At 69.7% G+C, this 24,271-nt stretch carries 21 protein-coding genes; 12 read left to right on the top strand and 9 right to left on the bottom strand.

The features are described 5' to 3' along the window. Positions 1-219: 219 nt before the first annotated feature. Complete coding sequence (locus tag ACZ3TS_RS06705) at positions 220-1,035, bottom strand: L,D-transpeptidase family protein (protein WP_467614238.1); 816 nt, start codon at positions 1,033-1,035, stop codon at positions 220-222. Positions 1,036-1,279: 244 nt separating this feature from the next. Here ACZ3TS_RS06705 and ACZ3TS_RS06700 point away from each other — a divergent pair, with 244 nt between their 5' ends. The 3 genes from ACZ3TS_RS06700 (at position 1,280) to leuE (ending at position 3,944) form a co-directional block, all read left to right on the top strand. After that, complete coding sequence (locus ACZ3TS_RS06700; RefSeq protein ID WP_467614236.1) at positions 1,280-2,860, top strand: acyl-CoA mutase large subunit family protein; 1,581 nt, start codon at positions 1,280-1,282, stop codon at positions 2,858-2,860. A gap of 91 nt (positions 2,861-2,951) precedes the next feature. Further along, positions 2,952-3,236 (top strand): hypothetical protein, encoded by a 285-nt coding sequence (locus tag ACZ3TS_RS06695; RefSeq protein WP_467614235.1) that lies wholly within the window; start codon positions 2,952-2,954, stop codon positions 3,234-3,236. Positions 3,237-3,296: 60 nt separating this feature from the next. Continuing rightward, positions 3,297-3,944, top strand: a complete 648-nt coding sequence (gene leuE, locus ACZ3TS_RS06690) for a leucine efflux protein LeuE (protein WP_467614233.1) — start codon at positions 3,297-3,299, stop codon at positions 3,942-3,944. Here the strand turns inward: leuE and ACZ3TS_RS06685 are convergent, their stop codons facing one another. Continuing rightward, positions 3,945-4,079, bottom strand: coding sequence for a hypothetical protein (locus tag ACZ3TS_RS06685; RefSeq protein WP_467614232.1), 135 nt, complete (start codon positions 4,077-4,079; stop codon positions 3,945-3,947). It lies immediately after the preceding gene. Between ACZ3TS_RS06685 and ACZ3TS_RS06680 the strand changes: the two genes are divergently transcribed. Beyond that, complete coding sequence (locus ACZ3TS_RS06680; RefSeq protein ID WP_467614231.1) at positions 4,059-4,391, top strand: TetR/AcrR family transcriptional regulator C-terminal domain-containing protein; 333 nt, start codon at positions 4,059-4,061, stop codon at positions 4,389-4,391. The genes ACZ3TS_RS06685 and ACZ3TS_RS06680 overlap by 21 nt on opposite strands. 48 nt (positions 4,392-4,439) lie before the next feature. Here ACZ3TS_RS06680 and ACZ3TS_RS06675 read toward each other — a convergent pair whose 3' ends face one another. Continuing rightward, complete coding sequence (locus tag ACZ3TS_RS06675; RefSeq protein WP_467614230.1) at positions 4,440-5,597, bottom strand: acyltransferase family protein; 1,158 nt, start codon at positions 5,595-5,597, stop codon at positions 4,440-4,442. A 247-nt stretch (positions 5,598-5,844) separates the two neighbouring features. Here ACZ3TS_RS06675 and ACZ3TS_RS06670 point away from each other — a divergent pair, with 247 nt between their 5' ends. Genes ACZ3TS_RS06670 through ACZ3TS_RS06660 form a run of 3 tightly spaced genes read left to right on the top strand, consistent with a single transcriptional unit; the run spans position 5,845 to position 11,411 of the window. Further along, entirely contained in the window at positions 5,845-7,353 is a 1,509-nt protein-coding gene (locus tag ACZ3TS_RS06670) for a tetratricopeptide repeat protein (RefSeq protein WP_467614228.1), read from the top strand. Then, positions 7,350-9,695 (top strand): glycosyltransferase, encoded by a 2,346-nt coding sequence (locus tag ACZ3TS_RS06665; protein WP_467614227.1) that lies wholly within the window; start codon positions 7,350-7,352, stop codon positions 9,693-9,695. The genes ACZ3TS_RS06670 and ACZ3TS_RS06665 overlap by 4 nt, the downstream gene beginning before the upstream one ends. Positions 9,696-9,698: 3 nt before the next feature. Then, entirely contained in the window at positions 9,699-11,411 is a 1,713-nt protein-coding gene (locus ACZ3TS_RS06660) for a hypothetical protein (RefSeq protein WP_467614225.1), read from the top strand. Positions 11,412-11,475: 64 nt separating this feature from the next. Here ACZ3TS_RS06660 and ACZ3TS_RS06655 read toward each other — a convergent pair whose 3' ends face one another. The 6 genes from ACZ3TS_RS06655 to ACZ3TS_RS06630 form a co-directional block, all read right to left on the bottom strand. Further along, complete coding sequence (locus ACZ3TS_RS06655) at positions 11,476-12,738, bottom strand: NAD(P)/FAD-dependent oxidoreductase (protein WP_467614223.1); 1,263 nt, start codon at positions 12,736-12,738, stop codon at positions 11,476-11,478. Continuing rightward, a complete protein-coding gene (locus ACZ3TS_RS06650; protein WP_467614221.1) occupies positions 12,735-13,166 on the bottom strand; it encodes a GtrA family protein in 432 nt (143 codons plus the stop codon). The genes ACZ3TS_RS06655 and ACZ3TS_RS06650 overlap by 4 nt, the downstream gene beginning before the upstream one ends. Next, complete coding sequence (locus tag ACZ3TS_RS06645; RefSeq protein ID WP_467614219.1) at positions 13,156-14,202, bottom strand: glycosyltransferase family 2 protein; 1,047 nt, start codon at positions 14,200-14,202, stop codon at positions 13,156-13,158. Before ACZ3TS_RS06645 ends, ACZ3TS_RS06650 begins: the two co-directional genes overlap by 11 nt. Positions 14,203-14,363: 161 nt before the next feature. Continuing rightward, on the bottom strand, positions 14,364-15,347 hold the full coding sequence (locus tag ACZ3TS_RS06640; protein WP_467614217.1) for a class I SAM-dependent methyltransferase: 984 nt from the start codon (positions 15,345-15,347) through the stop codon (positions 14,364-14,366). A 160-nt stretch (positions 15,348-15,507) separates the two neighbouring features. Continuing rightward, a complete protein-coding gene (locus ACZ3TS_RS06635) occupies positions 15,508-16,839 on the bottom strand; it encodes a polysialyltransferase family glycosyltransferase (RefSeq protein ID WP_467614215.1) in 1,332 nt (443 codons plus the stop codon). Then, the gene (locus tag ACZ3TS_RS06630; RefSeq protein ID WP_467614214.1) at positions 16,839-17,825 is read right to left on the bottom strand and encodes a glycosyltransferase family 2 protein; all 987 of its coding nucleotides are present in this window, start codon (positions 17,823-17,825) and stop codon (positions 16,839-16,841) included. The genes ACZ3TS_RS06635 and ACZ3TS_RS06630 overlap by 1 nt, the downstream gene beginning before the upstream one ends. A 199-nt stretch (positions 17,826-18,024) precedes the next feature. On the opposite strand from ACZ3TS_RS06630, the gene ACZ3TS_RS06625 reads away from it, so the two are divergent. The 5 genes from ACZ3TS_RS06625 to pstC all read left to right on the top strand — a co-directional run bounded on the left by ACZ3TS_RS06625 (position 18,025) and on the right by pstC (position 24,270). Beyond that, positions 18,025-19,383 carry a DUF6716 putative glycosyltransferase gene (locus ACZ3TS_RS06625; protein ID WP_467614212.1) on the top strand — a complete coding sequence of 453 codons (1,359 nt, stop codon included), beginning with the start codon at positions 18,025-18,027 and terminating at the stop codon, positions 19,381-19,383. A gap of 41 nt (positions 19,384-19,424) precedes the next feature. Continuing rightward, on the top strand, positions 19,425-20,765 hold the full coding sequence (locus ACZ3TS_RS06620) for a cytidylyltransferase domain-containing protein (RefSeq protein ID WP_467614210.1): 1,341 nt from the start codon (positions 19,425-19,427) through the stop codon (positions 20,763-20,765). Positions 20,766-20,779: 14 nt separating this feature from the next. Beyond that, entirely contained in the window at positions 20,780-21,718 is a 939-nt protein-coding gene (locus ACZ3TS_RS06615; RefSeq protein ID WP_360998101.1) for an N-acetylneuraminate synthase family protein, read from the top strand. A 26-nt stretch (positions 21,719-21,744) separates the two neighbouring features. Then, positions 21,745-22,959, top strand: coding sequence for a hypothetical protein (locus ACZ3TS_RS06610; RefSeq protein WP_467614208.1), 1,215 nt, complete (start codon positions 21,745-21,747; stop codon positions 22,957-22,959). Positions 22,960-23,205: 246 nt separating this feature from the next. After that, the gene (pstC, locus tag ACZ3TS_RS06605; RefSeq protein WP_467614207.1) at positions 23,206-24,270 is read left to right on the top strand and encodes a phosphate ABC transporter permease subunit PstC; all 1,065 of its coding nucleotides are present in this window, start codon (positions 23,206-23,208) and stop codon (positions 24,268-24,270) included. Position 24,271: the final 1 nt, after the last annotated feature.

Raw genomic sequence — 24,271 nt, 5'->3', positions numbered from 1 at the left:
ACGCACCCTTCTGACCTGCGTTTTCGCAGGTCTTCTGATTTTCTTCGGGGAAGGTGTGACACTTTCGGCCGCCGTGGCGCAGTACTGAGTGAGCCGACTGGTCATCGGCCGTCGCACAGAGCCGGGGTTCCCCCCGTACCTACGGCTCGGTGCACCTCGGCGCGGGCGGGACACGTTCCCCCGGTCCCGCCCGCGCCCCGCAATCCCCTCTCGCCGGTCTCACCAGTAGACGACGACCTTGTCGCCGGTCCTTGCCTGGGAGAACAGCGCCGCGATCGCGGCCTCGTCCCGTACGTTCACGCATCCGTGCGAACCTCCGGCGTATCCGCGCGCCACGAAGTCGTACGAGTAGTGCACCGCCTGACCGCCGCTGAAGAACATCGCGTACGGCATGGGCGAGTGGTAGAGCGTGGACACGTGGTAGCGGGACTTCCAGTAGATGGAGTACACGCCCTCACGGGTGGGCGTGTACTGGGCGCCGAACCGGACCGCCGTCGTCATGACCGTCCGCCCGTCGACCATCCAGCGCAGTGTCCGGCTCGTCTTGCTGATGCACAGCACACGGCCCGTCATGCAGCGCGGGTCCGGGGCGGCCGCCGGCTGTCCGCCCATCAGGTACAACTCCCACTTGCCGGGCTCGTGCGTCATCTTCAGCAGCCGCTGCCAGGTGATGGAGTCGACCCGGCCCGTCTGTGGCAGCCCGCGCTTGCCCTGGAAGCCCTTGACGGCGTTCTCGGTCAGATCGTCGTACGTCCCAGTCGGACCGTCGAACAGCCAGGCGACCTGGCGCAGACGGGCCTGCAACTCGCGCACGCCGGGGCCCGAGTCGCCACGCGCCCACAGCGCGGCGGCGGAGGGCTTCGGCGTGCGCGTGGTGCTCGGCGCGCCGGTGCCGGACGGTGTGTGCGGGATCTCGATGTGCACCGGCGAACGACGCTTCCCGTCCCCTCCCTTCGCGTCCACCGGCTGCGCCGTACAGCCGGTGACCGCGGCCAGCACGGCGACCGTGGCGGCTGCGACCAGCGTTCTCCCCATGCCCTCAGTACGCATCCGTACCCCCGTCGTCTCACCGGGTCCCGAGGCCCGGTCGTCACCTGAGATGTTCCCCGGGCGTGACCGCCGGCGAACTACGGGGCATGGTTGTGAGCAAGGTCCCAGCGTGCGGCACTCCACCGCGCGCACGGCCGCCGCTACAGTCCGTCGCGAGGGTCGTCTGTACTGGTGAGTAATGAAGCCAGGTCACCAAGCCGAGTAACGAAGCAACGCGGAGGCACACACCATGGCGCGCGAGTCGGAGTCCGGACTGCCCATCGAGCCGGTGTACGGGCCGGACGCCCTGGAGGACTGGGACCCGGCCGAGAAGCTGGGTGAGCCGGGGGCGTACCCGTTCACACGCGGCGTGTACCCGACGATGTACACGGGCCGTCCGTGGACGATGCGTCAGTACGCCGGTTTCGGTACGGCGACGGAGTCGAACGCGCGCTACAAGCAGCTGATCGCGAACGGCACGATGGGTCTTTCTGTCGCCTTCGACCTGCCCACCCAGATGGGTCACGACTCCGACGCGCCGATCTCGCACGGCGAGGTCGGCAAGGTGGGCGTCGCCATCGACTCGGTCGACGACATGCGGGTGCTGTTCGGCGGGATCCCGTTGGACAAGGTGTCGACGTCGATGACGATCAACGCGCCGGCCGCTCTCCTGCTGCTCCTGTACCAGCTGGTGGCGGAGGAGCAGGGCGTCCCGGCGGACAAGCTGACGGGCACGATCCAGAACGACGTGCTGAAGGAGTACATCGCGCGGGGGACCTACATCTTCCCGCCGAAGCCTTCGCTGCGGCTGATCGCGGACATCTTCAAGTACTGCAAGGCCGAGATCCCGAAGTGGAACACCATTTCGATCTCCGGGTATCACATGGCCGAGGCGGGGGCGTCTCCCGCGCAGGAGATCGCGTTCACACTGGCGGACGGCATCGAGTACGTGCGTACGGCGGTCGCGGCGGGCATGGACGTGGACGACTTCGCGCCGCGGCTGTCCTTCTTCTTCGTGTCGCGTACGACGATCCTGGAGGAGGTCGCCAAGTTCCGTGCCGCCCGGCGGATCTGGGCTCGGGTGATGAAGGACGAGTTCGGGGCGAAGAACCCGAAGTCGCTGATGCTGCGCTTCCACACCCAGACGGCGGGCGTACAGCTGACGGCGCAGCAGCCGGAGGTGAACCTGGTCCGGGTCGCCGTGCAGGGCCTGGCGGCGGTGCTCGGCGGAACGCAGTCGCTGCACACGAACTCCTTCGACGAGGCGATCGCGCTGCCGACCGACAAGTCGGCTCGCCTGGCCCTGCGCACACAGCAGGTGCTGGCCTACGAGACGGACGTGACGGCGACGGTGGACCCCTTCGCGGGCTCGTACGTGATCGAGAAGATGACGGACGAGGTCGAGGCGGCGTCGCTGGAGCTGATGCAGAAGGTCGAGGACCTCGGCGGCGCGGTGTCGGCGATCGAGCACGGCTTCCAGAAGAACGAGATCGAGCGCAACGCCTACCGCATCGCCCAGGAGACGGACGCGGGCGAGCGGGTCGTCGTCGGCGTCAACCGCTTCCAGCTGGACGAGGAGGAGCCGTACGAGCCGCTGCGCGTCGACCCCGCGATCGAGGCCCAGCAGGCCGAACGCCTCGCCAAGCTCCGCGCGGAACGCGACCAGGCGGCGGTGGACGCGGCCCTGGCGGACCTGAAGAAGGCGGCCGAGGGCACGGACAACGTCCTGTACCCGATGAAGGAGGCCCTCAAGGCCCGCGCGACGGTGGGCGAGGTGTGCAACGCGCTGCGGGAGGTGTGGGGGACGTACGTACCCTCGGATGCCTTCTGAGCTGGGCAATTCGTCCGTATGGGTGATCGGGGGCGGAGGCTGCACGTCCCCGGTGACGCTCGTGATGAGTGAGCCCGGAAAGGAGGATGGCGTGGCTGTACTGCAACACGAGCTGACGTTGGGCGAGGCCGCCGACCTGCTCTCCCGTGCACTGCCTGGGCACCGCGTGGAGATTCCCCAGGAGAGGCTCACTGTGACACCGCCGTGGGACGGCTCGCATGCGCTGTCGCTGACCACGGTGTGCCGGGCACTCGAACGCGCCGGGATCGACGGAAGCGGGGCTGATTGGGCTCAGGGCGTCGGCCTCTGGCTGCCCACGCTGCCCGAGGACTTCGCGATTCCCGACCTCTCCGTCGACACCCTCCTCGACGGCTGACCGTCTCGCCGCGCGAAACCCGGAGTCGGAGTGCCGTACCCCCGTGCGACACTCCTTTCCATGTTCGGCGTCGTCGATCTCCCCACCTATCTGGCAGGACTCGTCCTGATCGTCCTCCTGCCCGGTCCCAACTCCCTGTACGTCCTCTCCGTCGCCGCCCGGCGTGGTGTGCGGGCCGGGTACACCGCGGCGGCCGGTGTCTGGTGCGGGGACACCGTGCTGATGACGCTGTCCGCGGCCGGGGTCGCCTCGCTGCTCCAGGCGAACGCCGTGCTGTTCGGCATCGTGAAGTACGCGGGGGCCGGCTATCTGACGTGGCTCGCGATCGGGATGCTTCGGGCTGCCCGGGGGATGTGGCGGACGCGGCGGGAGAAGACCGTGGAGGACGCCCCGGCCGTCGCCGCCGAAGAGCGGCCCTACCGCCGCGCCCTCGTCATCAGCCTGTTCAATCCCAAGGCGATCCTCTTCTTCGTCGCCTTCTTCGTGCAGTTCGTCGACCCCGGGTACGCCTACCCGGCGCTCTCCTTCGTGGTGCTCGGCTCCTTCGCTCAGCTGGCGAGCTTCCTCTACCTCACCGCACTGATATTCAGCGGCACCAAGCTGGCCGCCGCCTTCCGCCGGCGCAAGCGCCTGTCGGCGGGCGCCACCACGGCCGCGGGCGCCCTCTTCCTGGGCTTTGCGGTGAAGCTGTCGCTCGCCGGCGCCTGACTAGAGGCGCAGACCGAACCGCTCGAGGTACTCCGAAAGACCGGTCGTCGAGTCGCCGGTCCAGCCGACGTAACCGTACGGACGGATCAGGAACAGGCCGGTCCCGTACGCCGCGTGGGCGGGTCCGTGGACCACGTGCACCCCTTTTGCCGGTGGGGGTGCCTCCCGGGGGCCGCCGCACGCGCCTGGTTCACGGCATACAGCTGCACCATCGGTTACGTCATCGAGCAACAGGCCATGGGACCCGACCCGGCCTCCGGCGCGCAGGGCTACGACCTCGAGGCCCGCGCCGAACGCCTGTCGGCCTATCCACCGGCGGAAGAGGCCGGACGTGAAATGTTCCAGGAGCACGGCCAGGGCTTCGAAACGGGGCTCAGGGCGGTGATCGAGGGCATCGCGCTGACCCTTGGGAGCGAGGCGGACGGCACCGGTCACCGGAAGAAATGAGGGGCACCCCGTGCGGGGCGCCCCGTGACGGTGGGCCGGGCCGGCGGCCTACGCCAGCGGCTTCGACAGAGTGGTGCGCAGCGTCGGCGTCAGCCACTTTTCGACGTACCGGTTCAGCAGCCACGCCAGCAGCAGCATCGAGGCGATCGTGAGCAGGAAGGTGCCGTACGACGGAACGTGCAGATCCCGATGCAGCGTCTTGACGACGACCCAGCCGAGATGCTCGTGGACGAGGTAGAAGGGATAGGTCAGCGCGCCCGCGACGGTCAGCCAGCGCCAGTTCGCCCAGTCCAGCCAGCCCAGCGCGATCGCCGCGACCGCCACGAAGCCGAAGGCGACGATGAGGGTGATGCCGAGGGAGGAGCGGTGGGCGAAGGCGTTCGGGTCCGAGACGTTCCACAGGTCACGCACCGCGTAGTGCTGCCCGATCAGGAAGCTCACGGCCACGATGCCCCAGGCGTACGCGTCCTTGCGGTTCCGGTGCACCAGGTACAGGCCGACACCGCCGATGAAGAACGGCGCGTACTCGGGCATCAGGACGACGTTCAGCAGCGCGTCCTTCGACGACTGGGCGATCGCGGCCGCCAACGTCCAGCCGGCACAGAACAGGATCACGCGTCGGCGGCTCGCGCCCGGCAGCACTATGCACAGCGCGAACAGGGCGTAGAAGCGGACCTCCGCCCACAGCGTCCAGCACACGCCCAGCACCCGGTCGACCCCCAGCGGTTGCTGGAGCATCGTCAGGTTCACCAGCAGGTCGCTCGGCGAGACCGCCTGGTAGGCGACCACCGGCAGGGCGAACACCGCCGTCACGAGGAGGACCGCCGCCCAGTAGGCGGGCAGCAGCCGTGACGCCCGCGACGCGAAGAACGAGCGGAGTGAGCGCCCCCAGCCGCTCATGCATATGACGAAGCCGCTGATCACGAAGAAGACCTGGACTCCGAGGCAGCCGTAGGCGAAGAACGAGTGCAGCGTGGGGAACAGCGTCTTCGCCGACGTCCCCCAGGCCGTCGTGATGTCGCCGCCCCGGCCGCCGTAGTGGTAGAGCGCCACCATCAGCGCGGCCACCAGCCGCAGCCCGTCGAGGGCGCGCAGCCGGCCTCCGGACGTCCTCGCCTTCGGCTGGGCGGGCGGGGCGCCGCGCTCCTCGGGGAGGGCGGCCGCGGCGGGTTGCTGCTTCGATGTGCTGACGACCGTTTCGGTCACTGGTACCCCTCGTAGCTCCGCCGCGGGCTCCGTTCTGCTCACTTCTGACCGACTGCGCCCGGGTCAAATGAAAGTCGTCTATGGAGACTCTATGACGTCACTCCGAGGGAGTCTGTTCGACGAGATCAGCATTTGCCCACAGGACCCGAGGGGTTCATCTGCGCGTCGCATTGGTTTCTTACTGTTCCCCAATCTTCCCCCCAGGGCTTGGCACTTACGTACCTTTTTCACACCTTGCAGGAGAACCATGACGAGGGTTGGCAGTAGATGGTCACGTCCCCGGCCTGGGGGGCCCGCCTCCGCGCCACCGGGCTCCGGAGCGCCGACCGCCCAGCCCACGCCGACCGAGCTGGAGGACTGCCTGCGCGCCTGCGCCGTCCATAGCGGCAAACTCGTCGGCAGCCTGGACACCCGTCGCATCGCACTGGCCGAACAGCTGCGGCAGCTGCTCGCCCTGTGCGCCTCCGGCGAGGAGCTCTCTGCGCCCGCCGCCACGACCGCCGGCAGCCTGCTGCGCCGTGGCACCAAGGCCGTCACCGGCGGCATGAGCAACAAGATGCTCGACGCGCTCCTGGCCGTCGGCAACAAGGCTCTCGACTGCGGCTACGACGACGAGCTGAACCTCACCCTGCTCATCAGCGACACCGTGCTGACGCAGCGCAAGAACTCCCGCGCCGGCTGGCGGCTGCGCGGCCGTTTGCTGGAGGCCATCGGCCGTCCGGCCGCCGCGGCCGACGCCTTCGAGCGTTACCTGGAGCTGACGACCGAGGACGGCTACGGCGTCCGCGCGCGGCTCGCGGGCATCAAGGCGGCGAACACGGCCCGCGCCGAACTGCTCACCGTCCTGCAGCGCGCCGTGCCCGACGCCGCCCGGTTCGCCGACGGCCCCGCCACCGACGTCTGGGCCGAGGGCCTCGCCGCGCACGCCCTGGGCGACTGGCCCGGCGCCCAGGCACGCCTCGTCGGCGCCCTGCTCGCCATGGACAGCGCCGAGGCTCCCGAGCAGGAGATCCAGGAAGCCGTCGGGCACTACCTGGACCTCAGCACCGAGCTGCACAACCGGCCGACCCCCGAACTGGTCCAGGCCATCGCCCTGTACGCCGCCGCGCGCCGCAACCGTATGCGCGGCCCCGTCCCCGACCCCCTGTTCGGGGGCGTGCAGTGGCTGAGTCTCGGCGAGTTCCGCAACCGGGTCGCCGGCAAGTCCATCTGCCTCATCGCCAACTCGGCCAAGGTGGGCGAGAGTTCGATGGGCTCCCAGATCGACGACTACGACCTGGTCGTGCGCTTCAACTCGTACCGGATCGACCCGGCGCACACGGGCAAGCGGACGGACATCCACGTCACGATCCACAAGCACGCCTTCAACTGGGACAAGCCCGTCGACATCCGGCTTGTCTTCGGCGGCAACTCGCCCGACTGGAAGTACTCCGTGCGCAACAAACTCGTGCCGGGCGCGCAGAAGTACGTCGGCGACGAGTCGCTGCGCTGGCCGGTCCGCAACATCGGCGGCTGGACCTCCGAGCAGTTCGCCGCGATCCCGACCTCCGGCTTCAACATGCTCTGGCTGCTCGACTACCTCGACGTCAGCCCCACCCTCGACCTGATCGGCTTCGACTTCTACGAGAGCGGCGCCTACCGCATCCCCGAGGCGATGAAGCTGGCCATCACCAACGTGCACGAATACGGCAGCGAGAAGGCGTGGGTCATGGAACGGGCCCAGAGCGTCTCTGGCATGAGGATTTCCCTGCGATGACCACGACACCGATATCCGCGGCGGCCGCCGCTCGCCCCGTCGCCGACGACAGCTCCGCCAGCGCGCTGACCGGCAAGCGCCGCGTCGCCTTCGCGAGCTTCGTAGACGAGAACTACCTGCCCGGCTTCCTCGTCCTGCTGCGCTCGCTGGCGCTGACCAACCCGGATGTCTGCGAGGACTTCATCGTCCTGCACGACGACCTGCGCCCGGCCTCCGTCGCCGCCATCCGCGCCCTGCACCCGAGGGTGCAGTTCCGCCGGGTCGACGCCGACCACTACGACAGCTACGTCAAGGGCGACCAGGACAACTACCTGGTCCGCAAGGCGTACTTCATCCTCGACGTCTTCCGTATCCGCGACTACGACACCGTGATCACCCTGGACACCGACATGGTGGTCCTCGGCCCGATCACCGAACTGCTCGCGCTGCGCGAGGGGCTGGCCGCCGTCCCGCAGTTCTTCTACGGCGACAAGACCCGCATGCTCAACAGCGGACTTCTCGTCATCCAGAAGGAGTACCTGAGCGACGAGTTCTGCGCGAAGCTCGACGAGATCGGTCGCAGCGGCCGCTACGAGCTCGACAAGCACGATCAGGGCATCCTCAACGCCCTCCTCGACGGCGACTTCGTCGACCTCGACCCCAAGTACAACTACGTCAAGCGGCGCCTGTCCGGTGACCTCCCGGTCCCCGAGGACACCGCGATCCTGCACTTCACCGGCCGCCACAAGCCCTGGCAGGGCGGCGAGTACGGCTACAGCCAGGCGCAGGAAAGCTGGGCAGAGTTCGACGTCACCGACGCCGAACTGCACGCCGCCTACGTCGAGAAGGGCGACCCCGCCCACCACGACCTGCTGGTCCACTACGGCACCGCGCACGTCGAGCGCACCGGCGACGTCGACACCGCCCGCCGCGTCGCCCTCGCCCACGTCGGCGTCGGCGACTACCAGGCCGCCGTCGATGTCCTGGAGCAGGTCCACCTCCCCATCGACGAGGCATGGCCGCACGAGGTGTACGGCAACGCCCTGATGAGCGTCTCCCGCTACGAGGAGGCCCGCGCCCACCTGCTGCTGGCCACGGCCGCGCCCAACCGGGCCGCCACCGCCTTCTCCCGGCTCGCCCAGATCGCCTGGGTACACGGAGACGACGCCGGCGCGCAGAAGTACGCCCTCGCCGGCCTCGGCGTCGACCCCACGCACCGGGCCAGCCGCATCTGGCACCAGCGCACCGTCGGCATCCCGGCCCAGCCCGCGGGCAGCCCCGAGGACCAGCTCGCGCACGTCGCCTTCTACATGGACCGCCAGGGCAACGCCGGGGACAAGCTGCTTCCGGAGAGCGTCCGCCTCGCCTTCGGCCCCGACACCGGCTCCCGCCGTTGGCACTCCGTGCACGCCCACCGGCTGTTCGACGAGGCCGCGCTGGAGCGCGTCAACGCCCGCAGGGGTCTGGTCATCGGCGGCGGCGGCCTGTTCATCCCGGACACCATGCCCAACGGCAACAGCGCCTGGCAGTGGAACGTCCCGGACGAGCTGCTGAACCGCATCGACGTGCCCATCGCGGTCTACGCCGTCGGTTTCAACGCCTTCGACGGCCAGTCCTACCGGGCGGAGCGCTTCCGCGCCTCGCTGCGGCTGCTCGTCGAGCGCTCCTCCTTCTTCGGCCTGCGCAACCACGGCTCCATCGCCAAGGTCCGCGCCATGCTGCCGGAGCACCTGCACGACAAGGTGCGCTTCCAGCCCTGCCCGACCACCGTCACCCGCCAGCTCCTCGCGAACTGGCAGGATCCGGCGACCCGTGAGGACACCATCCTCATCAACGCCGCCTACGACCGCGCGGGCCTGCGCTTCGGCCACGACTACGGCTACTTCCTCGCCCAGATGGCGGACGCCGTCAAGCGCCTGGGCGACCTCGCCGAGGTCAAGTGCGTGGCGCACTCGCTCGACGACGAGAAGATCGTCTTCGACCTGCGCCGCGAGCACGGTGTGTCGCTGCCCGTCATCCCGATGTACGACTTCGAGAACGACGAGATCCGCGATCTGTACGCCCGCACCAAGCTGGTCATCGGCATGCGCGGCCACGCCGGCATGATCCCGTTCGGCTGCGGCACGCCCATCATCAGCCTGATCTCGCACCCCAAGATGGCCTACTTCCTGGCCGACATCGACCGCCCGGAGTGGGGCGTCTCGGTGCACGACAAGCACCTCGCCGACCGGCTGGTGGAGCGCTCCCGCGACCTGCTCGCCGACCACGCCAAGACCGTCGCCGACGTGCACGGCCGACAGCAGGAGCTGTGGAAGGTCACCGAGGCCAACGCCGCCGACCTGCGTACCATCCTGGGCGGCTGACCCATGGCGACCGTCCTGACCGACGCGCCCGCCGCGCCGGGGCCACGCGTCCGCCGGTCACCCTTGTGGTGGCCGGTGGTCGCGGTCCCGGCGGCGGCCGCCGTCGTGTACACCGTCCTCACCCGGCGCCTCACCGGCGACATCCGGTATGTCCTCGCCGCCCTGCGCACCGGCGGCGAGGCGGGCTACTCGCCGTCGGAGGTCTTCACCCACCGGCCGTTCTTCTACCGGTGGTTCATCGCGCTTCTGGACGACATCAGTTTCGGCGGAGTCGTCGTCCGGGAGACCCTGATGTATGCGGCGGGCGCCCTGCTCGCCGCCGCAGCGGCCTACGCCCTGTACGTGGCGTTGTTGCGGCTGCTGACCGGCCGTGAGGCCGCCCTCACCGCGGGCGCCACGGGCCTCCTGCTGATTCTCACCCCGCGCACCGACTTCCTCCAGCCGGAGTGGGCAGCGGTCGTCCTCGCCGTGTTCGGTGTGGCGGCCGCGCTGGGCGTGGCGCGCCCCTGGCCGGCGGCGCTGGTCTCCGCGCTGCCGTTCGGGCTCGCGGTGATGATGAAGTACTCCACTGCCTCCACTGCGGCGTTCGGCATCCTGCTCGTCTGGGTCGTGGACCGTGGCCGTGCGATCCGGGTCGCGCTCGTCTCCGTGCTCGGTGCGGTGGCCCTGTTCGCCCTGAGTGTGCTCGCCGGGTCCCACGAGTGGCAGTGGACCCATGACATGCCGCAGATCAACCAGTCGGCGCTCAGCCGCACCGGTATCCACCCCGCACACCTCTTCGAACAGTCGGTGGACTTCCTCGCCGATCGGTCCGTGCTCAGCCCCGTGCTGCTGCTCCTGCCGGGCGCCCTGCTCCTCCTCCTCGCCCGGGTGCGCGGACGCGGGCGGCGTATCGAACTGCTCGTGATCGCTCTGGCCATCGGGTGCGGCTCGCTGGCAGTCGTCATCGTGCAGGGCAACTGGTTCATGTACCACGCCTTCCAGCTGACCGCGGTCGCCGCCGCGATGTGGGGGCTCGCGGTGGGTGGGGCGCGCCGCTCGATCCCGTGGTGCTTCGGCGCCGTGTCGCTGCTGTGCGGGTTGCTGCCCGTGCTGTACGCGCAGGCCCCCGACGGGGTCCAGCGCCCCGCCACCGTCTGGGCGTTGGGCCTGGTCACGCTGTTGGCGGCGGCCATCGACGCGTGGCGCGAGTCCCGCGGAGCGGACAGGGTTCCTCGGGGCGTGCTGCCCGCCGCGATCACCGCGTTGGCGGGGGTGGTGTGCCTGTCCGCTGGCATGTGGCCGGGTTCGCCGCACCTGGTGGCGCACGGCAAGGTGGGCTCGACCAACGCCTCCTTCCTGCGCGGCGTGGAACGCAAGCAGGACCATGCCGACGAGCTGCGCGCGCAGATCCCCGACGGCGCGAAGGTGCTCTACCTGGCCTTCGGCGACGACGTGTACTTCATCGACCACCCGGCCCAGTGCCGGTATCCGATCTCCACGTTCCTGCAGCGCACCCGGTTCCTGAAGGACGTCGCCGATCTGAAGTCGTTCAAGGAGAACGCCGACTGCGTCGACCACAACCCGGCGCCCTACGCGGTGCTCGACCGGGTCTGGTTCAAGCCCGGCAAGGTCGACCCGGGGCTCCGGCGGCGCATCAGCGCCACGTACGAGTGCCCGTCGGCGAACGGCGACCTGAAGATCGTGGTGTGCAAGCGCAAGTCCGGCACCAGCTGACCCGCGCACAAGGACAACGGGGCCCCGGTCGGCACACCGGGGCCCCGTTCTCGTACGTCTGCGGTCAGCGCAGCCCCATCGACGCGGTCACCTTCCGCGCCATCGCCACCGAGTAGCTCTGCCCCCGGTCCTGCGGGTAGATCTGCGCCATCGTCGCCAGCTTGACCCGGCTCATCGGGGTGTCGTGGCCCGGGATCAGCGCGCGGTACTCGGGCGTGACGACCGGCTGGGCGAAGCCGGCCTTGGAGAAGTGCCACTCCTTCACCCAGGAGAGGTCGAACTCCGGGTTGATCCGCTTCAGGTACGGCACGAACTTCTCCAGCAGCTCGCCGGGCTCGGTGGTGAACCGCCAGTCCTCGCGCTCGACGTAGTTGCCGACGTAGAGGACGTGACGGCCGCCGTAGACGGCCGGGTCGATCATCCGGGTGTGCTCGACGACCGCGAGGAACGGGAAGTCCGGCTCGTTGATGTTGAGCCAGTAGTACGGGATCACACTGCGGTCCAGTTCGAGGACGAAGCAGGTCGCACCGAGGTACTGGTTCTTCCACGCCTTGTCGTCGGCGGGCAGCCCGGCCGCCTTGGCGAAGGCGGGCTGCGGGGTGGTGACGATCAGCTGGTCGAAGCTGTAGCGGGAACCGTCCGCGCACGTCACGACGGCGGCGTCGCCCTCCTGCCGGATCGTCTCGACCGCCTTGCCGAACTCCACCTTGCCGCCGCGCTCCTCGATGCCGTCATGCAGGGCGGCGTAGACGCGCTCGAACCCGCCGTCGACGTAGCCGAGTTCGAAGGTGCGGCAGTGGATGCGGGCCCACAGCCACGCCATCGACACCTGCTCGGCGCGGTCGCCGAACTTGCCGCGCAGCAGGGGTTCCCAGATCGCGGCCGTCGCCTTCTTGCCGGCCCGCCTGCGCAGCCAGGCCAGCGCGGTGAGGTCGTTGTAGCGCTCGCCGTTGCGCACGGCCTTGAGCACCGCCGACGAGCCCGCGAAGCGCACCGCGTCCATCGGGGAGAACTCCGGGAAGCGGAGCATGTCGAACGGCGAGGTGAAGTCGATCAGCTTGCCGCCGCGGTAGATGCCGGTGGTCGGCTTGTGGAAGCGCAGTGCGTCGCCGAGGCCCAGCTCCTCGATGAGGGCGATCATGGCCTTGTCGCTGCGGAAGATGTGGTGGTAGTAGCGCTCCAACGGGACGCCGCCCACCTGCAACGAGGCGGCGAGACCGCCGAGTTCGCCGGCCGCCTCCAGGATCGTGACCTGGTGGCCGGCGCGTACGGCGTCCCAGGCGGCGGTCAGGCCGGTGGCACCCGCGCCGATGATGCCGAGGTTCATGCGAAGCTCCACTTTCTGTTGAGCACGAACTGGAGCGCCAGGACCAGCGGCAGTGAACCCGCCTTGACGAGGTTGGCGTCGATCCCCAGTGCGTCGGTGAAGGCGAGGAAGAGCAGATTCGTCAGGACGATCCCGGTCAGCCCGACGGCGTAGAAGCGCAGGAAGCGCACCACGAGCCGGTCGCGCCGCTCGAAGGTGAACAGCGTGTTCAGGACGAAGTTGTTGGCGATGGCGAGCGTGGTGCTGAGCGCGTTGGCGAATTGCTCGTTCATCCCCGCCCAGTTGTGCAGCAGCAGGAAGACGACCATGTCCAGCGCGACGCCACTGCCGCCGATCAGGGTGTAGCGGACCAACTGGCGCAGGGTGCGCCGCCGGTCCTCGGCCACCGCCCCGGCGGTGGCCTTCTCGGCCGCTGTGTCAGACGCCACCGGGACCGTCCCGCCCGTCCTTTTCGCGGTCGCCGATGACCTCACGCACCAGATACAGGGGGCGGCGCTGCGCCTCGCTGTAGATGCGCCCGATGTAGCTGCCGAGCACGCCCAGCGACAGCATCTGCGTGCCGCCCAGGAAGAGCACGACGACCATCAGCATCGTCCAGCCGGAGACGGTGATCTCGGGCCGGAAGAACTTCATGGCCAGCGCGTACAGGATGCCGAGCAGCGACAGTGTCAGCACGATGAAGCCGAGCCGGGTGATCAGCTTCAGCGGCACGGTGGAGAAGCTGGTCACGCCGTCGACGGCGAGCCGGGCCATCTTGCGCAGCGGGTACTTGGTCTCACCGGCGAACCGCTCGTCGCGGTCGAAGGAGATCTCCTTCTGTCGGTAGCCCATCGAGGCGACGATGCCGCGCACGAACCGGCTGCGCTCACGGTACTTGCGCAGCTCGTCGGCGACCCGGCGGTCCAGCAGGCGGAAGTCGCCGGTGTCCACCGGGATGTCCACCTCGGTCCAGGAGCGCAGGAGTCGGTAGAACATGTGTGCTGTGGTCCGCTTGAACGCGGTGTCCTGGCGGGAGCGGCGGCGGGCGTGCACGATCTCCGCGCCCTCGCGCCAGGCGTCGACCAGCTCCAGGCTGACCCGCGGCGGGTCCTGCAGGTCGGTGTCCATGACGATGACCGCGTCGCCCTTGGCGATGTCGAGGCCGGCGGTGATCGCGATCTGGTGCCCGAAGTTGCGGGCGAAGTCGACCACGCGGACACGGTCGTCCTTCTGCGCCAGGTCCTGCAGGATGGCCAGCGAGCCGTCCGAGGAGCCGTCGTTGACGTACACCAGTTCGGCGTCGAGGTCCGGACGGCCGTCGAGCGCGGCGGTCAGTGCCGTGTGGAAGGCGGCGATGCCGTCCTGCTCGTTGAAGACCGGCAGCACGTACGAGACGAGCGGCCGACGGGCCCGCTCCGGCTCGACCGCCGCGAGTGAGGCGGGAGCCAGGGCCTGGGCGGGCGGACGGATGTCCTGCTGGGTCATCTCGGACCGCCCACCGACATGAACGGGAGCGTGGAGAAATCTATTTGCAGCATTCCGGGAAGCTATGGAGGCTTCGTTAAGCCCAGCCCAACAACCCGTGTCCGGGAGTGAACTTCCCCGTTGCTCTTCGTCTTTTCAGGTTTGACGACCGGGCGAAACGGTCAACGCCGGACGGCCTTGCGCACCAGCCGCTTCAGCCGCGACTCGGCCGGCGCCTGAGGCACCGCCTCGTACGCCTTGCGCAGCTGGGCGAAGTGGTCTGCCCGGGTCTCGGAGAGGTACGGGTCCGAGGTGAGCGGCTCGGCGATCTTCCACGCCTGCTCGGGCCGGTCCGCGTAGTGCGCCACGTACGCCTTCGCCAGCTCCAGCACGGGCCGGAACGGGACTTTGCCGGTGTGGTCGCGGTCGACGCGCTCCTGGACGGCGGAGATCAGCTCCAGTTTCTCCTCGACGGTGTAGGCGTCCTCGGCGATCCGCCGCAGCACGTCCTCGGGGACGGCCCGCGTGATCTCGAAGGCCAGCGTGGAGCGGATCGGCGGCCCGGCGATCTCGATGTACGGCAGCAGGGCACCCGTGCTGTGGTGCAGCCACGGCAGTCGGGGGCTCGCGAAGTCCTGGTGCAGGACGACCGACCCGGGCCGCAGCCGGGGCAGGAACCGCTCGGCGACGCAGCGGAAGACGCGGGCCGTCTTGGCGATGTCGATGTGCAGGAACTCGACGGGGGAGCGGTCGTCCGGGTCGGAGGTCTGCCAGATGTCCCCGGCGTGGATCTCCAGGAACGGCAGGAACGGCTCCAGCCGGGCCCGGAAGTCGTCCAGGAAGGAGTTGCCGCCCTCGGGCGCGGCCCCGGAGGTGAAGAACTTCTCCGAGGCGAAGGTGCCCTTGCCGACGCGGAAGAAGTCGTACGCGTGCAGCCGGCCGGTCCGCTCCTCGAACACGGGACTCTCCCGCAGGCCGAGTGCCAGCGCGTACGTCGAACCGCCACCGCCGGAGCCCAGCTCCACCAGTGCGTCCTCGCCGGTGAGGTGGTGGCGGCCCAGCAGGTACAGGAACTGCAGCTCCCACTCGCTCATCTGCGCGTACGGCAGGCTTTCGGGGAGCCGGACGTCGTCGAGGAGGGGGTAGAGCCGGGCCAGCTTCGGCATGGAGCGCCTCCGGAGCGGGGAATCTGGGCGGACGTGGCTGCGCGATGCTAGGCCGCCCCCGGACCGATCCCCGTTCCGGTTCCATGTTGTTCACCGGGAATTCCCGTGAGTCGTGCGCCAGGTACAGGACTCTCCGGCACCTGGCGCACTGCTCACGCCGTCAGCGTCGTACCGCCTTGCGCAGTGCCCTCGCCCGCCGTACGACCCGGCGCGCCGTGGAACTGCGCGGCAGGAACGCCAGCCGCTCCGGGATGCCGCCCGGCAGCCCCAGCGAGGTGAGCCGACGGCGCTTGAAGTAGCGCTGGGTGCGTGGGCCGAAGTGCTGGGAGAGGAAACGTTCAGCCGCCGATCGGAGATCCGGGTAGATCTGCGGCTGCATGACGAAGCCGACGGCGGTGACCAGACCCGTCAGCGTGTCGGCCGGGAGGGTGTCGCCCCCGCTCTTGCCCTCCAGATCGGGCAGCAGTGCGTCGGCCAGGGTGAGCGGGACGCGGTTGCTGTTCTGGTAGGGCGTGAGGCGGTCCAGCAGCGGCTCGGTCCCGATACGGGCCACCTGCAGGTCGTAGAAGGCGGTGGCGGTGAACAGCGCCGTCGAGAAGCAGCCCACCACCAGCGCGGGCCGGGCCTTCTCGAACAGCGTCTCGGCGAGCACGGGCAGGTCCAGGACGGTGAGGTCCACGCCGAGCTTGCCGGCCTCGGCCTCCAGGGCGCGGCTGTAGCGGGCGGGCGCGGTCGGGTGCGGCTTGAAGACGATCGTGCGGTGTCCGCGGGCGACCGCGCCCCGCATCATCCGCACATGCAGGTCCTCCTCCTCCTGCGGAGAGAGGATGTCCAGCGCGGACAGGTACTGGCCGAGCAGGACGGCGGCGTTGTCGGGCAGGGCCGGAAGCTGCGGAACGGCGTCACCGACCCGGCTCAGCACCTTCAGGAACGCACTGGTGGGCACGATCTGGGCGGGCACGTCGAACTCGGTCAGCAGCAGCGGTGTCAGGCCGGGCACCAGGTCCAGGTGGAGCAGCCTGCGCACGCGCGTGCCGATCAGCGGGTCGATCTTGTTGCGCGTGGGGCCGTAGCTCATCAGCCCGTCGGCGTAGACGTCGATGGGTGCGTCGGTGAACGACTGGGCGATGGCCTGAGCGGGGTTGACCTGGATGGACTCCAGCACCAGTGCCACACGGTCGTCGCCCAGGTCCCACAAAAGCCGCAGATAACGTTCGAACAGCGGGATGTCGTCGGGTCGCGGCGCCCAGGCCCCGGGGTGGAAGGGGCGGATGGCGTCGTTCCAGGACAGCACGGCGTCGAAGTGATCGTGCAGCGACGCGAAGCCCGGCATGTCGTCGACGGCGGGGGTGGTCTCCGGCATCGCGGCGTTGTTGCACACCAGCAGCAGGCGGCGATCGGCCTCGGGGAAGCAGTCGGCCTCGATCGCGGCGGCCAGGGTGGCGGCGCCGTACAGCGTGGAGGCGCAGAAGATCTGGGTAGTTCGGGACATCAGGCAGCCGCCTTCGCTGTGGTGGCCCGGCGGCGCAGTCGCCGCAGCCTGGAGGAACGGTTCAGGTCCATGGTGTCGAGGACGTCGGTGAGCAGTTCCTGGGGCATGCGCTTGACTGCTGCCGAGCTCATCGTGCGCAGCTGCTTGGCCACCTGTGGCTCGAACTTGTCGATCTCGGAGAGGTGGTGGGCGATGATCGCGCAGTAGGTCCGCACCGCCTTCGGCAGCAGCCGGTCGGCATCGCGGTCGGCCGCGGTCTCCTCGATCACCTGGTCGAAGGCGCGAATGAAGTCGAGCTGGCGCACGTCGCCGATCTGGGTGAGGGAACCGGCCACCCCGCGGCGGTAGAAGACACCCATCAGGCTGACCACGGCGAACGACTCCGCCTCACGGTGCAGCTTCCAGATCCACGGCCGGTCCTCGGCCGTGCGCAGACCGTCGGTGAAGTGCAGCAGCCCCTTGTCGAGGAGGCGGCGGTGGTAGGCCCCGGCCCAGGCGTAGGGGTAGTCGACCGAGGTCGACCGGTCGGCGGGCAGGATCGCGTCACGCGGGTTCATCACTTCCCAGCGCCGTCCGTGCGGCGCCCGGAACACGGCACGGGCGCGTGCGGTGGCCTGGACGTGATCGGTACGGACGAAGTCGCAGCCCAGCTCGTCCATGGCCGCCACGAGGTCATCGAGGTATCCCGGAGCGAGCCAGTCGTCCCCGTCCAGGAACGTCACGTACTCGCCCTGCGCCGCATCCAAGCCGGTGTTGCGCGCGGTGGCGAGCCCCCCGTTCTCCTCCCGGCGGATGAAACGCACGCTCGCGACATCCGAGAGTTCTTCGGCCGCCCGTTCGAGAATGACCGGCGTGTCGTCTCTCGAACGGTCGTCGACCAGGATGAACTCGAATTCTGGTCGGGCGTTGAGCCGGAGACTTCGCAGAGTGTCCGGGGCATATTGCTGCACGTTGTAGAACGGCACGATCACGGAAAGCTTTGGCACTTGCGAAAGCGTAGGGTCCCGCCCGACTGGTGAACTTTCCGGTGTGCATACGGGGGGTGAACTCCATGTGTCGGAACGGTGCATCCCGTGCGCTTTCAGGGCTTCGACGGGCCAGTTCGGCTCTCGGTGATGTGCTGTTAACCTTTTGTTGAGTCGTGGTTGGGTCATACCTAGGAATTGCTTCCTAGCGTCTTGGTTCGTGCCAGCAAGTACTACGAAGCCCCTGCGGATTGCCGTCCTCGCGGACTCCGACACCCGGTGGAAATGGGGTGCGCTGACCGCGAGCCGCCTCGCGGCGGGCCCGTCCATGGAAGCGGGGCCGCGCGGTGACGCGCAAGCCGATCCCGCTCTGGCCGGTTTCCTGCTGCGCGGCCGTGCCACTCCCACCGTGCGCCAGCTCGAAGAGGTCGGCGTCCGCGCGGACTCCCTGCGCGAGGTCACCGCCGTCGAGTTCCTGCGCGAGATGACGGAGGAGACGTACGACGTCCTCGTGCTCGCCCTCGTCGGCGGCGCCGTCCAGGCGATGCTGCACGGCCTCGCCCACGCCTGGCAGGGCCGCACGAAGCGGCCCGTGGTCGTCACCGGGTATGTCGGCGTCGTCTACGAGAAGCTCGCCGACGGCCTGCTGCTGCGGCACGGCGCGGACCTCGTCCTCGCGAACTCCCGCCAGGACGCGGACCGTTTCCGGGCCGTGTACGAGGGAGTGGGCGCCGACGCCTCGTCGGTGACCGAGGTGGCGCTGCCCTTCCTCGGCGGTGCCCCGTACGAGAAGAAGGACCCCTACACGGTCGTCTTCGCCGCGCAGCCCTCCGTGCCGGAGAGCCGCAAGGACCGTACGTACCTGCTGGACCGGCTGATCCAGCACGCGCGCCGGCATCCCGAGCGCGAGGTGGTGCTCAAGCTCCGTTCCAAGCCGGGCGAACACACCACGCACATCGAGGAGCTGCCGTACCAGAAGCTGGCCCAGAAGCAGGACCTGCCGGCCAACTTCCGTCTGGTGTACGGGAACATGGGCGAGGTCCTCGACCACGCCGACCTGCTGGTCACCATCAGCTCGACGGCTGCCCTGGAGTCCCTGCACCGCCGTATCCCCACCGTCGTCCTGACCGACCTCGGGGTGCGGGAGGCGCTCGGCAACCACCACTTCGTGGGCTCGGGTTGCCTCGCCTCCTGGGACCAGCTCGACGCCGGACACGAGCCGGCGCCCGACCCCGAGTGGGTCGCCCGGCAGGGTGTCGCCGCTGGGGGTTCTTCCTCCGGGGGAGGGTCGTACGCCACCGCCTTCGACGAGGCGCGCCGGCGCATCCGCGAGTTGCTGGCCGCCGGTGAACTCCCGCCGCTGGGGCCCTACTACACCCCCGTCACCGCGCCCGGCTATCTGCCCGGCGTCCTCGCCCGCCACCACCTCGCACCGGACGGCAGCCCGCTGCCCGGCGCACCCGCCGCCGACAAGGCGGCCGGCCCGGTACGCCAGATCGTCCGCCGCGCGGCCCGCGGCGCCTACCGCCACGGAGTGCAGCGCGTGGCACCCGTGATCCGGCGGATGGGGGAGCTGTGAGCGACCGGATCCCACGCCAAGGACCTCAAGGAGTACAGCCCATGTCCAACCCGGAAGCGGTAGAGGCGCCGCCGGTGCGCCGTGTGCTCGCGGTGATCCCCGCGCGCGGCGGCTCCAAGGGCGTGCCCGCGAAGAACCTGGCCCCGGTCGGCGGGGTGCCGCTGGTGGCCCGCGCGGTGCGCGAGTGCCGGGCCGCCCGCCTCATCACCGACGTCGTGGTCTCCACCGATGACCAGGCGATCGCCGCCGCCGCCCGAGAGGCCGGCGCCGAGGTGGTGCTGCGCCCCGCCGCCATCGCCGGCGACACCGCCACCTCCGAGGACGCGGTCCTGCACGCCATGGACGCCCACGAGGCGCTGCACGGCTCGCCGGTCGACGTGGTGCTGCTGGTCCAGTGCACGAGCCCCTTCCTCGTGCGCGAGGACGTCGACGGGGTGGCCGCGGCGGTCGTCGAGAACGGTGCGGACACGGCGCTGACGGTGGCCTCCTTCCACGGCTTCGTCTGGCGCGACGCGGCGGACGAGCCCGCGCCGGTCATCGGGCGGCAGCGTACCGACGAGGTCGGAGGCACCATCCGGGTCGCCGACTCCACGGCCACGCACGGCGGGTACGGCGTCAACCACGACAAGTCGTTCCGTCCGCGCCGCCAGGACCGTCCCCAGGACCTGCTGGAGACCGGCGCCGCGTACGCGATGGACGCCGCGGGTCTGCGCGAGCACCGGCACCGCTTCTTCGGCCGCACCGAACTCGTGCGCACCGACCCGGCCCGCGTGCTGGAGATCGACGATCCGCACGACCTGGCCCGCGCCCGGGCCCTCGCGCCCCTCTTCGACGCGACCCTCCCCCAAGTTCTCGACTCCGCTCGAACAGGGGGGACCCCCATCGGTTCGCTCCCGACCCGCGACGACATCGACGCGGTCGTACTCGACTTCGACGGCACCCAGACCGACGACAGGGTGCTGATCGACTCCGACGGACGCGAGTTCGTCTCCGTGCACCGCGGGGACGGGCTCGGCATCGCGGCGCTGCGCAAGAGCGGCCTGACGATGCTCATCCTGTCCACGGAGCAGAACCCGGTCGTCGCCGCCAGAGGCCGGAAGCTGCAGATCCCGGTCCTGCACGGCATCGACCGTAAGGACCTCGCACTGAAGCAGTGGTGCGAGGAGCAGGGCATCGCGCCTGAGCGCGTGCTCTACGTCGGCAACGACGTCAACGACCTCCCGTGCTTCGCCCTCGTCGGCTGGCCCGTGGCGGTCGCGAGCGCCCACGACGTCGTGCGCGGCGCCGCACGCGCGGTCACCACCGTACCCGGCGGCGACGGCGCGATCCGAGAGATCGCCAGCTGGATCCTCGGCCCCTCTCTCGACTCCCTCGACAAGTAAGGAATCTCCCTGCCATGAGCACCAACTCCCGTCTGCGTCAGTTCGGTACGCGTACCGCCGGTCCCGGTCAGCCCGTGTACATCTGCGGTGAGATCGGCATCAACCACAACGGTGAGCTGGAGAACGCCTTCAAGCTGATCGACGTGGCCGCCGAGGCCGGCTGCGACGCCGTCAAGTTCCAGAAGCGCACCCCGGAGATCTGCACCCCGCGCGACCAGTGGGACATCGAGCGCGACACCCCCTGGGGCCGGATGACCTACATCGACTACCGCCACCGCGTGGAGTTCGGTGAGGACGAGTACCGTCAGATCGACGAGTACTGCAAGGAGAAGGGCATCGACTGGTTCGCGTCCCCGTGGGACACCGAGGCCGTCGCCTTCCTGGAGAAGTTCGACGTCCCGGCGCACAAGGTGGCCTCCGCCTCCCTGACCGACGACGAGCTGCTCCGCGCCCTGCGCGCCACCGGCCGCACCGTCATCCTGTCCACCGGTATGTCGACCCCGAAGCAGATCCGCCACGCGGTCGAGGTCCTCGGCTCGGACAACATCCTGCTGTGCCACGCCACGTCCACCTACCCGGCGAAGGCCGAGGAGCTGAACCTGCGCGTCATCAACACCCTGGAGCGGGAGTACCCGAACGTCCCGATCGGCTACTCCGGCCACGAGACCGGCCTGCAGACCACGCTCGCCGCGGTCGCCCTGGGCGCCACCTTCGTCGAGCGTCACATCACCCTCGACCGCGCGATGTGGGGCTCCGACCAGGCCGCCTCCGTCGAGCCGCAGGGCCTGCAGCGCCTCGTGCGTGACATCCGCACCATCGAGGCCTCGCTGGGCGACGGCGTGAAGAAGGTCTACGACTCCGAGCTCGGCCCGATGAAGAAGCTGCGCCGCGTGGCCGGCGTCGTCGCCGAGGCGGAGATCGCCGCGGCCGCCGGCGAGCCGATGTCGGTCTGAGCACCTTACGGGACGGTCGTACGCCGATGAGCCCCCGCGCCGGATCCGCCGGCCACCACACGCTGGCCTTCGTCGAGAGCCCCGTGCAACTCCTGAACGTGCTGGAGTGGGCGCACGCACACGCGCTCCGCACGGCGGGGAGCGATGCGCCCGGGCGCCCTGCGGCGATCCCCGCACAGGGTGGCCCGCGGTCCGGCGAGGGGCGTACGTCGGCGGACGACGCGGGGGCGGCCGGACATCCGGCGCCCGGGGGGCTCACCCTTGTGGTGCTGTCCCCGACCGACCCGATGACCCGCGGCCAGCTCCGCCGGATGGCGGAGCTGGCCCGCGACGAGGGATACGGGGTCCGCTGGGAGGAGGCGCGGGGCGGTACGGCCGCGCCGTTCCAGACGGTCGGCGGCCTCACCCGGCTGCTGCGCCGGGCGCACCGAGTGGTGATGGGAGACCCCTTCTCCCGCTACGTCCAGCTGCTGCTGACGATCACCCGGGCGCGCGAACTGGTGGTGGTGGACGACGGCACGGCGACCATGGAGTTCGTCGCCCAACTCGCCCGCGGCGAACGTCTGGTGCGCTGGCACCGCAAGGGCGGCCGCCGGGGCCCACGTGATCTGCTCTTCGCGCCGGTGTCGTCGTCGGCGCGGCGCCGCCTGACGCCGAGCGCCCGGCGCACGGTGGAGGTCTTCTCGGCGATGCCGATCGAGGAGGCGCCCGCCGGGGTCACGGTCACGGCGAACGACTTCTCCTTCACCCGCGCCCGCTTCGGGCCGCCGCGCATCACCAAGGGTGCGGACCTGGTCGGCACCTCTCTCGTCGAGACGGGAGTGGTGGACGGCGAGCGCTACCTGGAGGCGGTGACGGCCCTCGCGCAGGCGCACGGTGCGCGGCGCTACTTCGCCCACCGCCGTGAAAGCCCCGAGAAACTGCACCACTTGGCGGTGCGGACCGGCCTCGAGGTGGTCCGCCCCGATCTGCCGCTGGAACTGATCGCGCGTCGCGGTCCCATCGGCCGTACGGTCCTCAGCTTCCCGTCCACGGTCGTCCACACCCTGCCGCTGGCCCTGGCCGGCACGGAGGTACGGGTGGCGGTGTGCGACATCGACCCGGCATGGCTGACCAACGGGGCGTCGCCGCGGGCCCAGGGCTTCCTGTCGGGAGTGACGGGGACGGCCCGTGACGTGGACCGGCTGCCCGCGACGGTGGAACGGGATGTGTCCGCCGGACAGGACGTCGCGGCGGGTTAGAACGGCTCCCACCTCAGAATTCCCACAAGCGACGTACGGAACAGACATGTGGGATTCACTGATTGGCCATTTGGCGCGCGTTGGACCGACACGATCCGGCCATTGAATCTCTCCGCGGGGGGCCGATCGGTCCCCCGCGGAGAGATTCGTTTCCGCAGTGGGGGGACCACAGTGGTGGCCACGCAACACGAGTCCGGCGAACGGGATTCGGGTAGACCGGACCCGGACGCATCGGACTCGGACAGAGTGGACTGCGAGGAACCGGCTTCCGGTTCTCCGGAGTCCGGCAGACCGGCGACCGGTGAACTGGCGTTCGCGAGTTCGGAGTTCGGCGAACCGACACTCCGGCGGCCGCGTGCGGCCCGCGGGATCGGCGACCGTGTTTTCCGCCTCCAGCTGACGGCCACCGGAGTCGTCGTCCTCGCCATCATGGCGACCGTCGGTCTATTTCTGCTCCTGAGGGCCACTCAGGCACTGCGCGCCACCGGCTTCTCCTTCCTCACTACCGCCGAATGGCAGCCCGACGTCCACCACTTCGGCATCGCGGCCGTGCTCACCGGCACCCTGCTGATCGCCGCCGTGGCGGTGACGATCTCCGTGCCGCTGGCCGTCGGGACCGCGCTGTTCATCTCGGACGTGGCGCCGCGCCCGCTGCGCCGCACCCTCGTGACGATGGTCGACCTAATGGCGGCCGTCCCTTCCGTGGTGTACGGCCTGTGGGGGCTGTTCTTCCTGCAGCAGCAGGTGATCGGGCTGTCGCGCTGGTTGTCCGACTGGTTCGGCTGGTTCCCCCTCTTCAAGGTGGACGGCGCCCAGCCGGGCGAGCCGTTGGCCTCCGAGAGCGTCTACACCGCCTCCACCTTCGTCGCCGGGATCGTCGTCGCGCTGATGGTCGCGCCGATCCAGTGCTCGGTGATGCGCGAGGTGTTCTCCCAGGCGCCGGTGGGCGAGCGGGAGGGCGCGTACGCGCTGGGCGCCACCCGCTGGGGAATGATCCGCGCGGTGGTCCTGCCCTACGGCATGGGCGGCATCATCGGCGGCACGATGCTGGGGCTCGGGCGGGCACTCGGTGAGACGATCGCGGTCTACCTGATCATCTCGCCGGTCTTCGTCATCCAGCCGCACATCTTGCAGACCGGCTCGAACTCGGTGTCCTCACTGATCGCCCTGCATTACGGCGACGCCTCCACTTTCGGCATGTCGGCGCTGATGGCGGCGGGCCTGGCGCTGTTCCTGCTCACCCTGGCGGTCAACTTCACCGCCTCCTCCATCGTGGCCCGCTCCCGGTCCGGCGCGCAGAGCGAGGCATGAG

The sequence above is a fragment of the Streptomyces sp. NPDC022910 genome, assembly GCF_055561075.1.
Note: the sequence above shows the minus strand (reverse complement) of the source record. Positions and strands in the feature narration are given on the sequence as shown.

Bases quoted from the DNA above. Each gene is read 5' to 3' on its own strand.
- ACZ3TS_RS06705 (WP_467614238.1), bottom strand. From the start codon at position 1,035: ATGGGGAGAACGCTGGTCGCAGCCGCCACGGTCGCCGTGCTGGCCGCG.
- ACZ3TS_RS06700 (WP_467614236.1), top strand. From the start codon at position 1,280: ATGGCGCGCGAGTCGGAGTCCGGACTGCCCATCGAGCCGGTGTACGGG.
- leuE (WP_467614233.1), top strand. From the start codon at position 3,297: ATGTTCGGCGTCGTCGATCTCCCCACCTATCTGGCAGGACTCGTCCTG.
- ACZ3TS_RS06670 (WP_467614228.1), top strand. From the start codon at position 5,845: ATGACGAGGGTTGGCAGTAGATGGTCACGTCCCCGGCCTGGGGGGCCC.
- ACZ3TS_RS06665 (WP_467614227.1), top strand. From the start codon at position 7,350: ATGACCACGACACCGATATCCGCGGCGGCCGCCGCTCGCCCCGTCGCC.
- ACZ3TS_RS06660 (WP_467614225.1), top strand. From the start codon at position 9,699: ATGGCGACCGTCCTGACCGACGCGCCCGCCGCGCCGGGGCCACGCGTC.
- ACZ3TS_RS06655 (WP_467614223.1), bottom strand. From the start codon at position 12,738: ATGAACCTCGGCATCATCGGCGCGGGTGCCACCGGCCTGACCGCCGCC.
- ACZ3TS_RS06645 (WP_467614219.1), bottom strand. From the start codon at position 14,202: ATGACCCAGCAGGACATCCGTCCGCCCGCCCAGGCCCTGGCTCCCGCC.
- ACZ3TS_RS06640 (WP_467614217.1), bottom strand. From the start codon at position 15,347: ATGCCGAAGCTGGCCCGGCTCTACCCCCTCCTCGACGACGTCCGGCTC.
- ACZ3TS_RS06635 (WP_467614215.1), bottom strand. From the start codon at position 16,839: ATGTCCCGAACTACCCAGATCTTCTGCGCCTCCACGCTGTACGGCGCC.
- ACZ3TS_RS06620 (WP_467614210.1), top strand. From the start codon at position 19,425: ATGTCCAACCCGGAAGCGGTAGAGGCGCCGCCGGTGCGCCGTGTGCTC.
- ACZ3TS_RS06615 (WP_360998101.1), top strand. From the start codon at position 20,780: ATGAGCACCAACTCCCGTCTGCGTCAGTTCGGTACGCGTACCGCCGGT.
- ACZ3TS_RS06610 (WP_467614208.1), top strand. From the start codon at position 21,745: ATGAGCCCCCGCGCCGGATCCGCCGGCCACCACACGCTGGCCTTCGTC.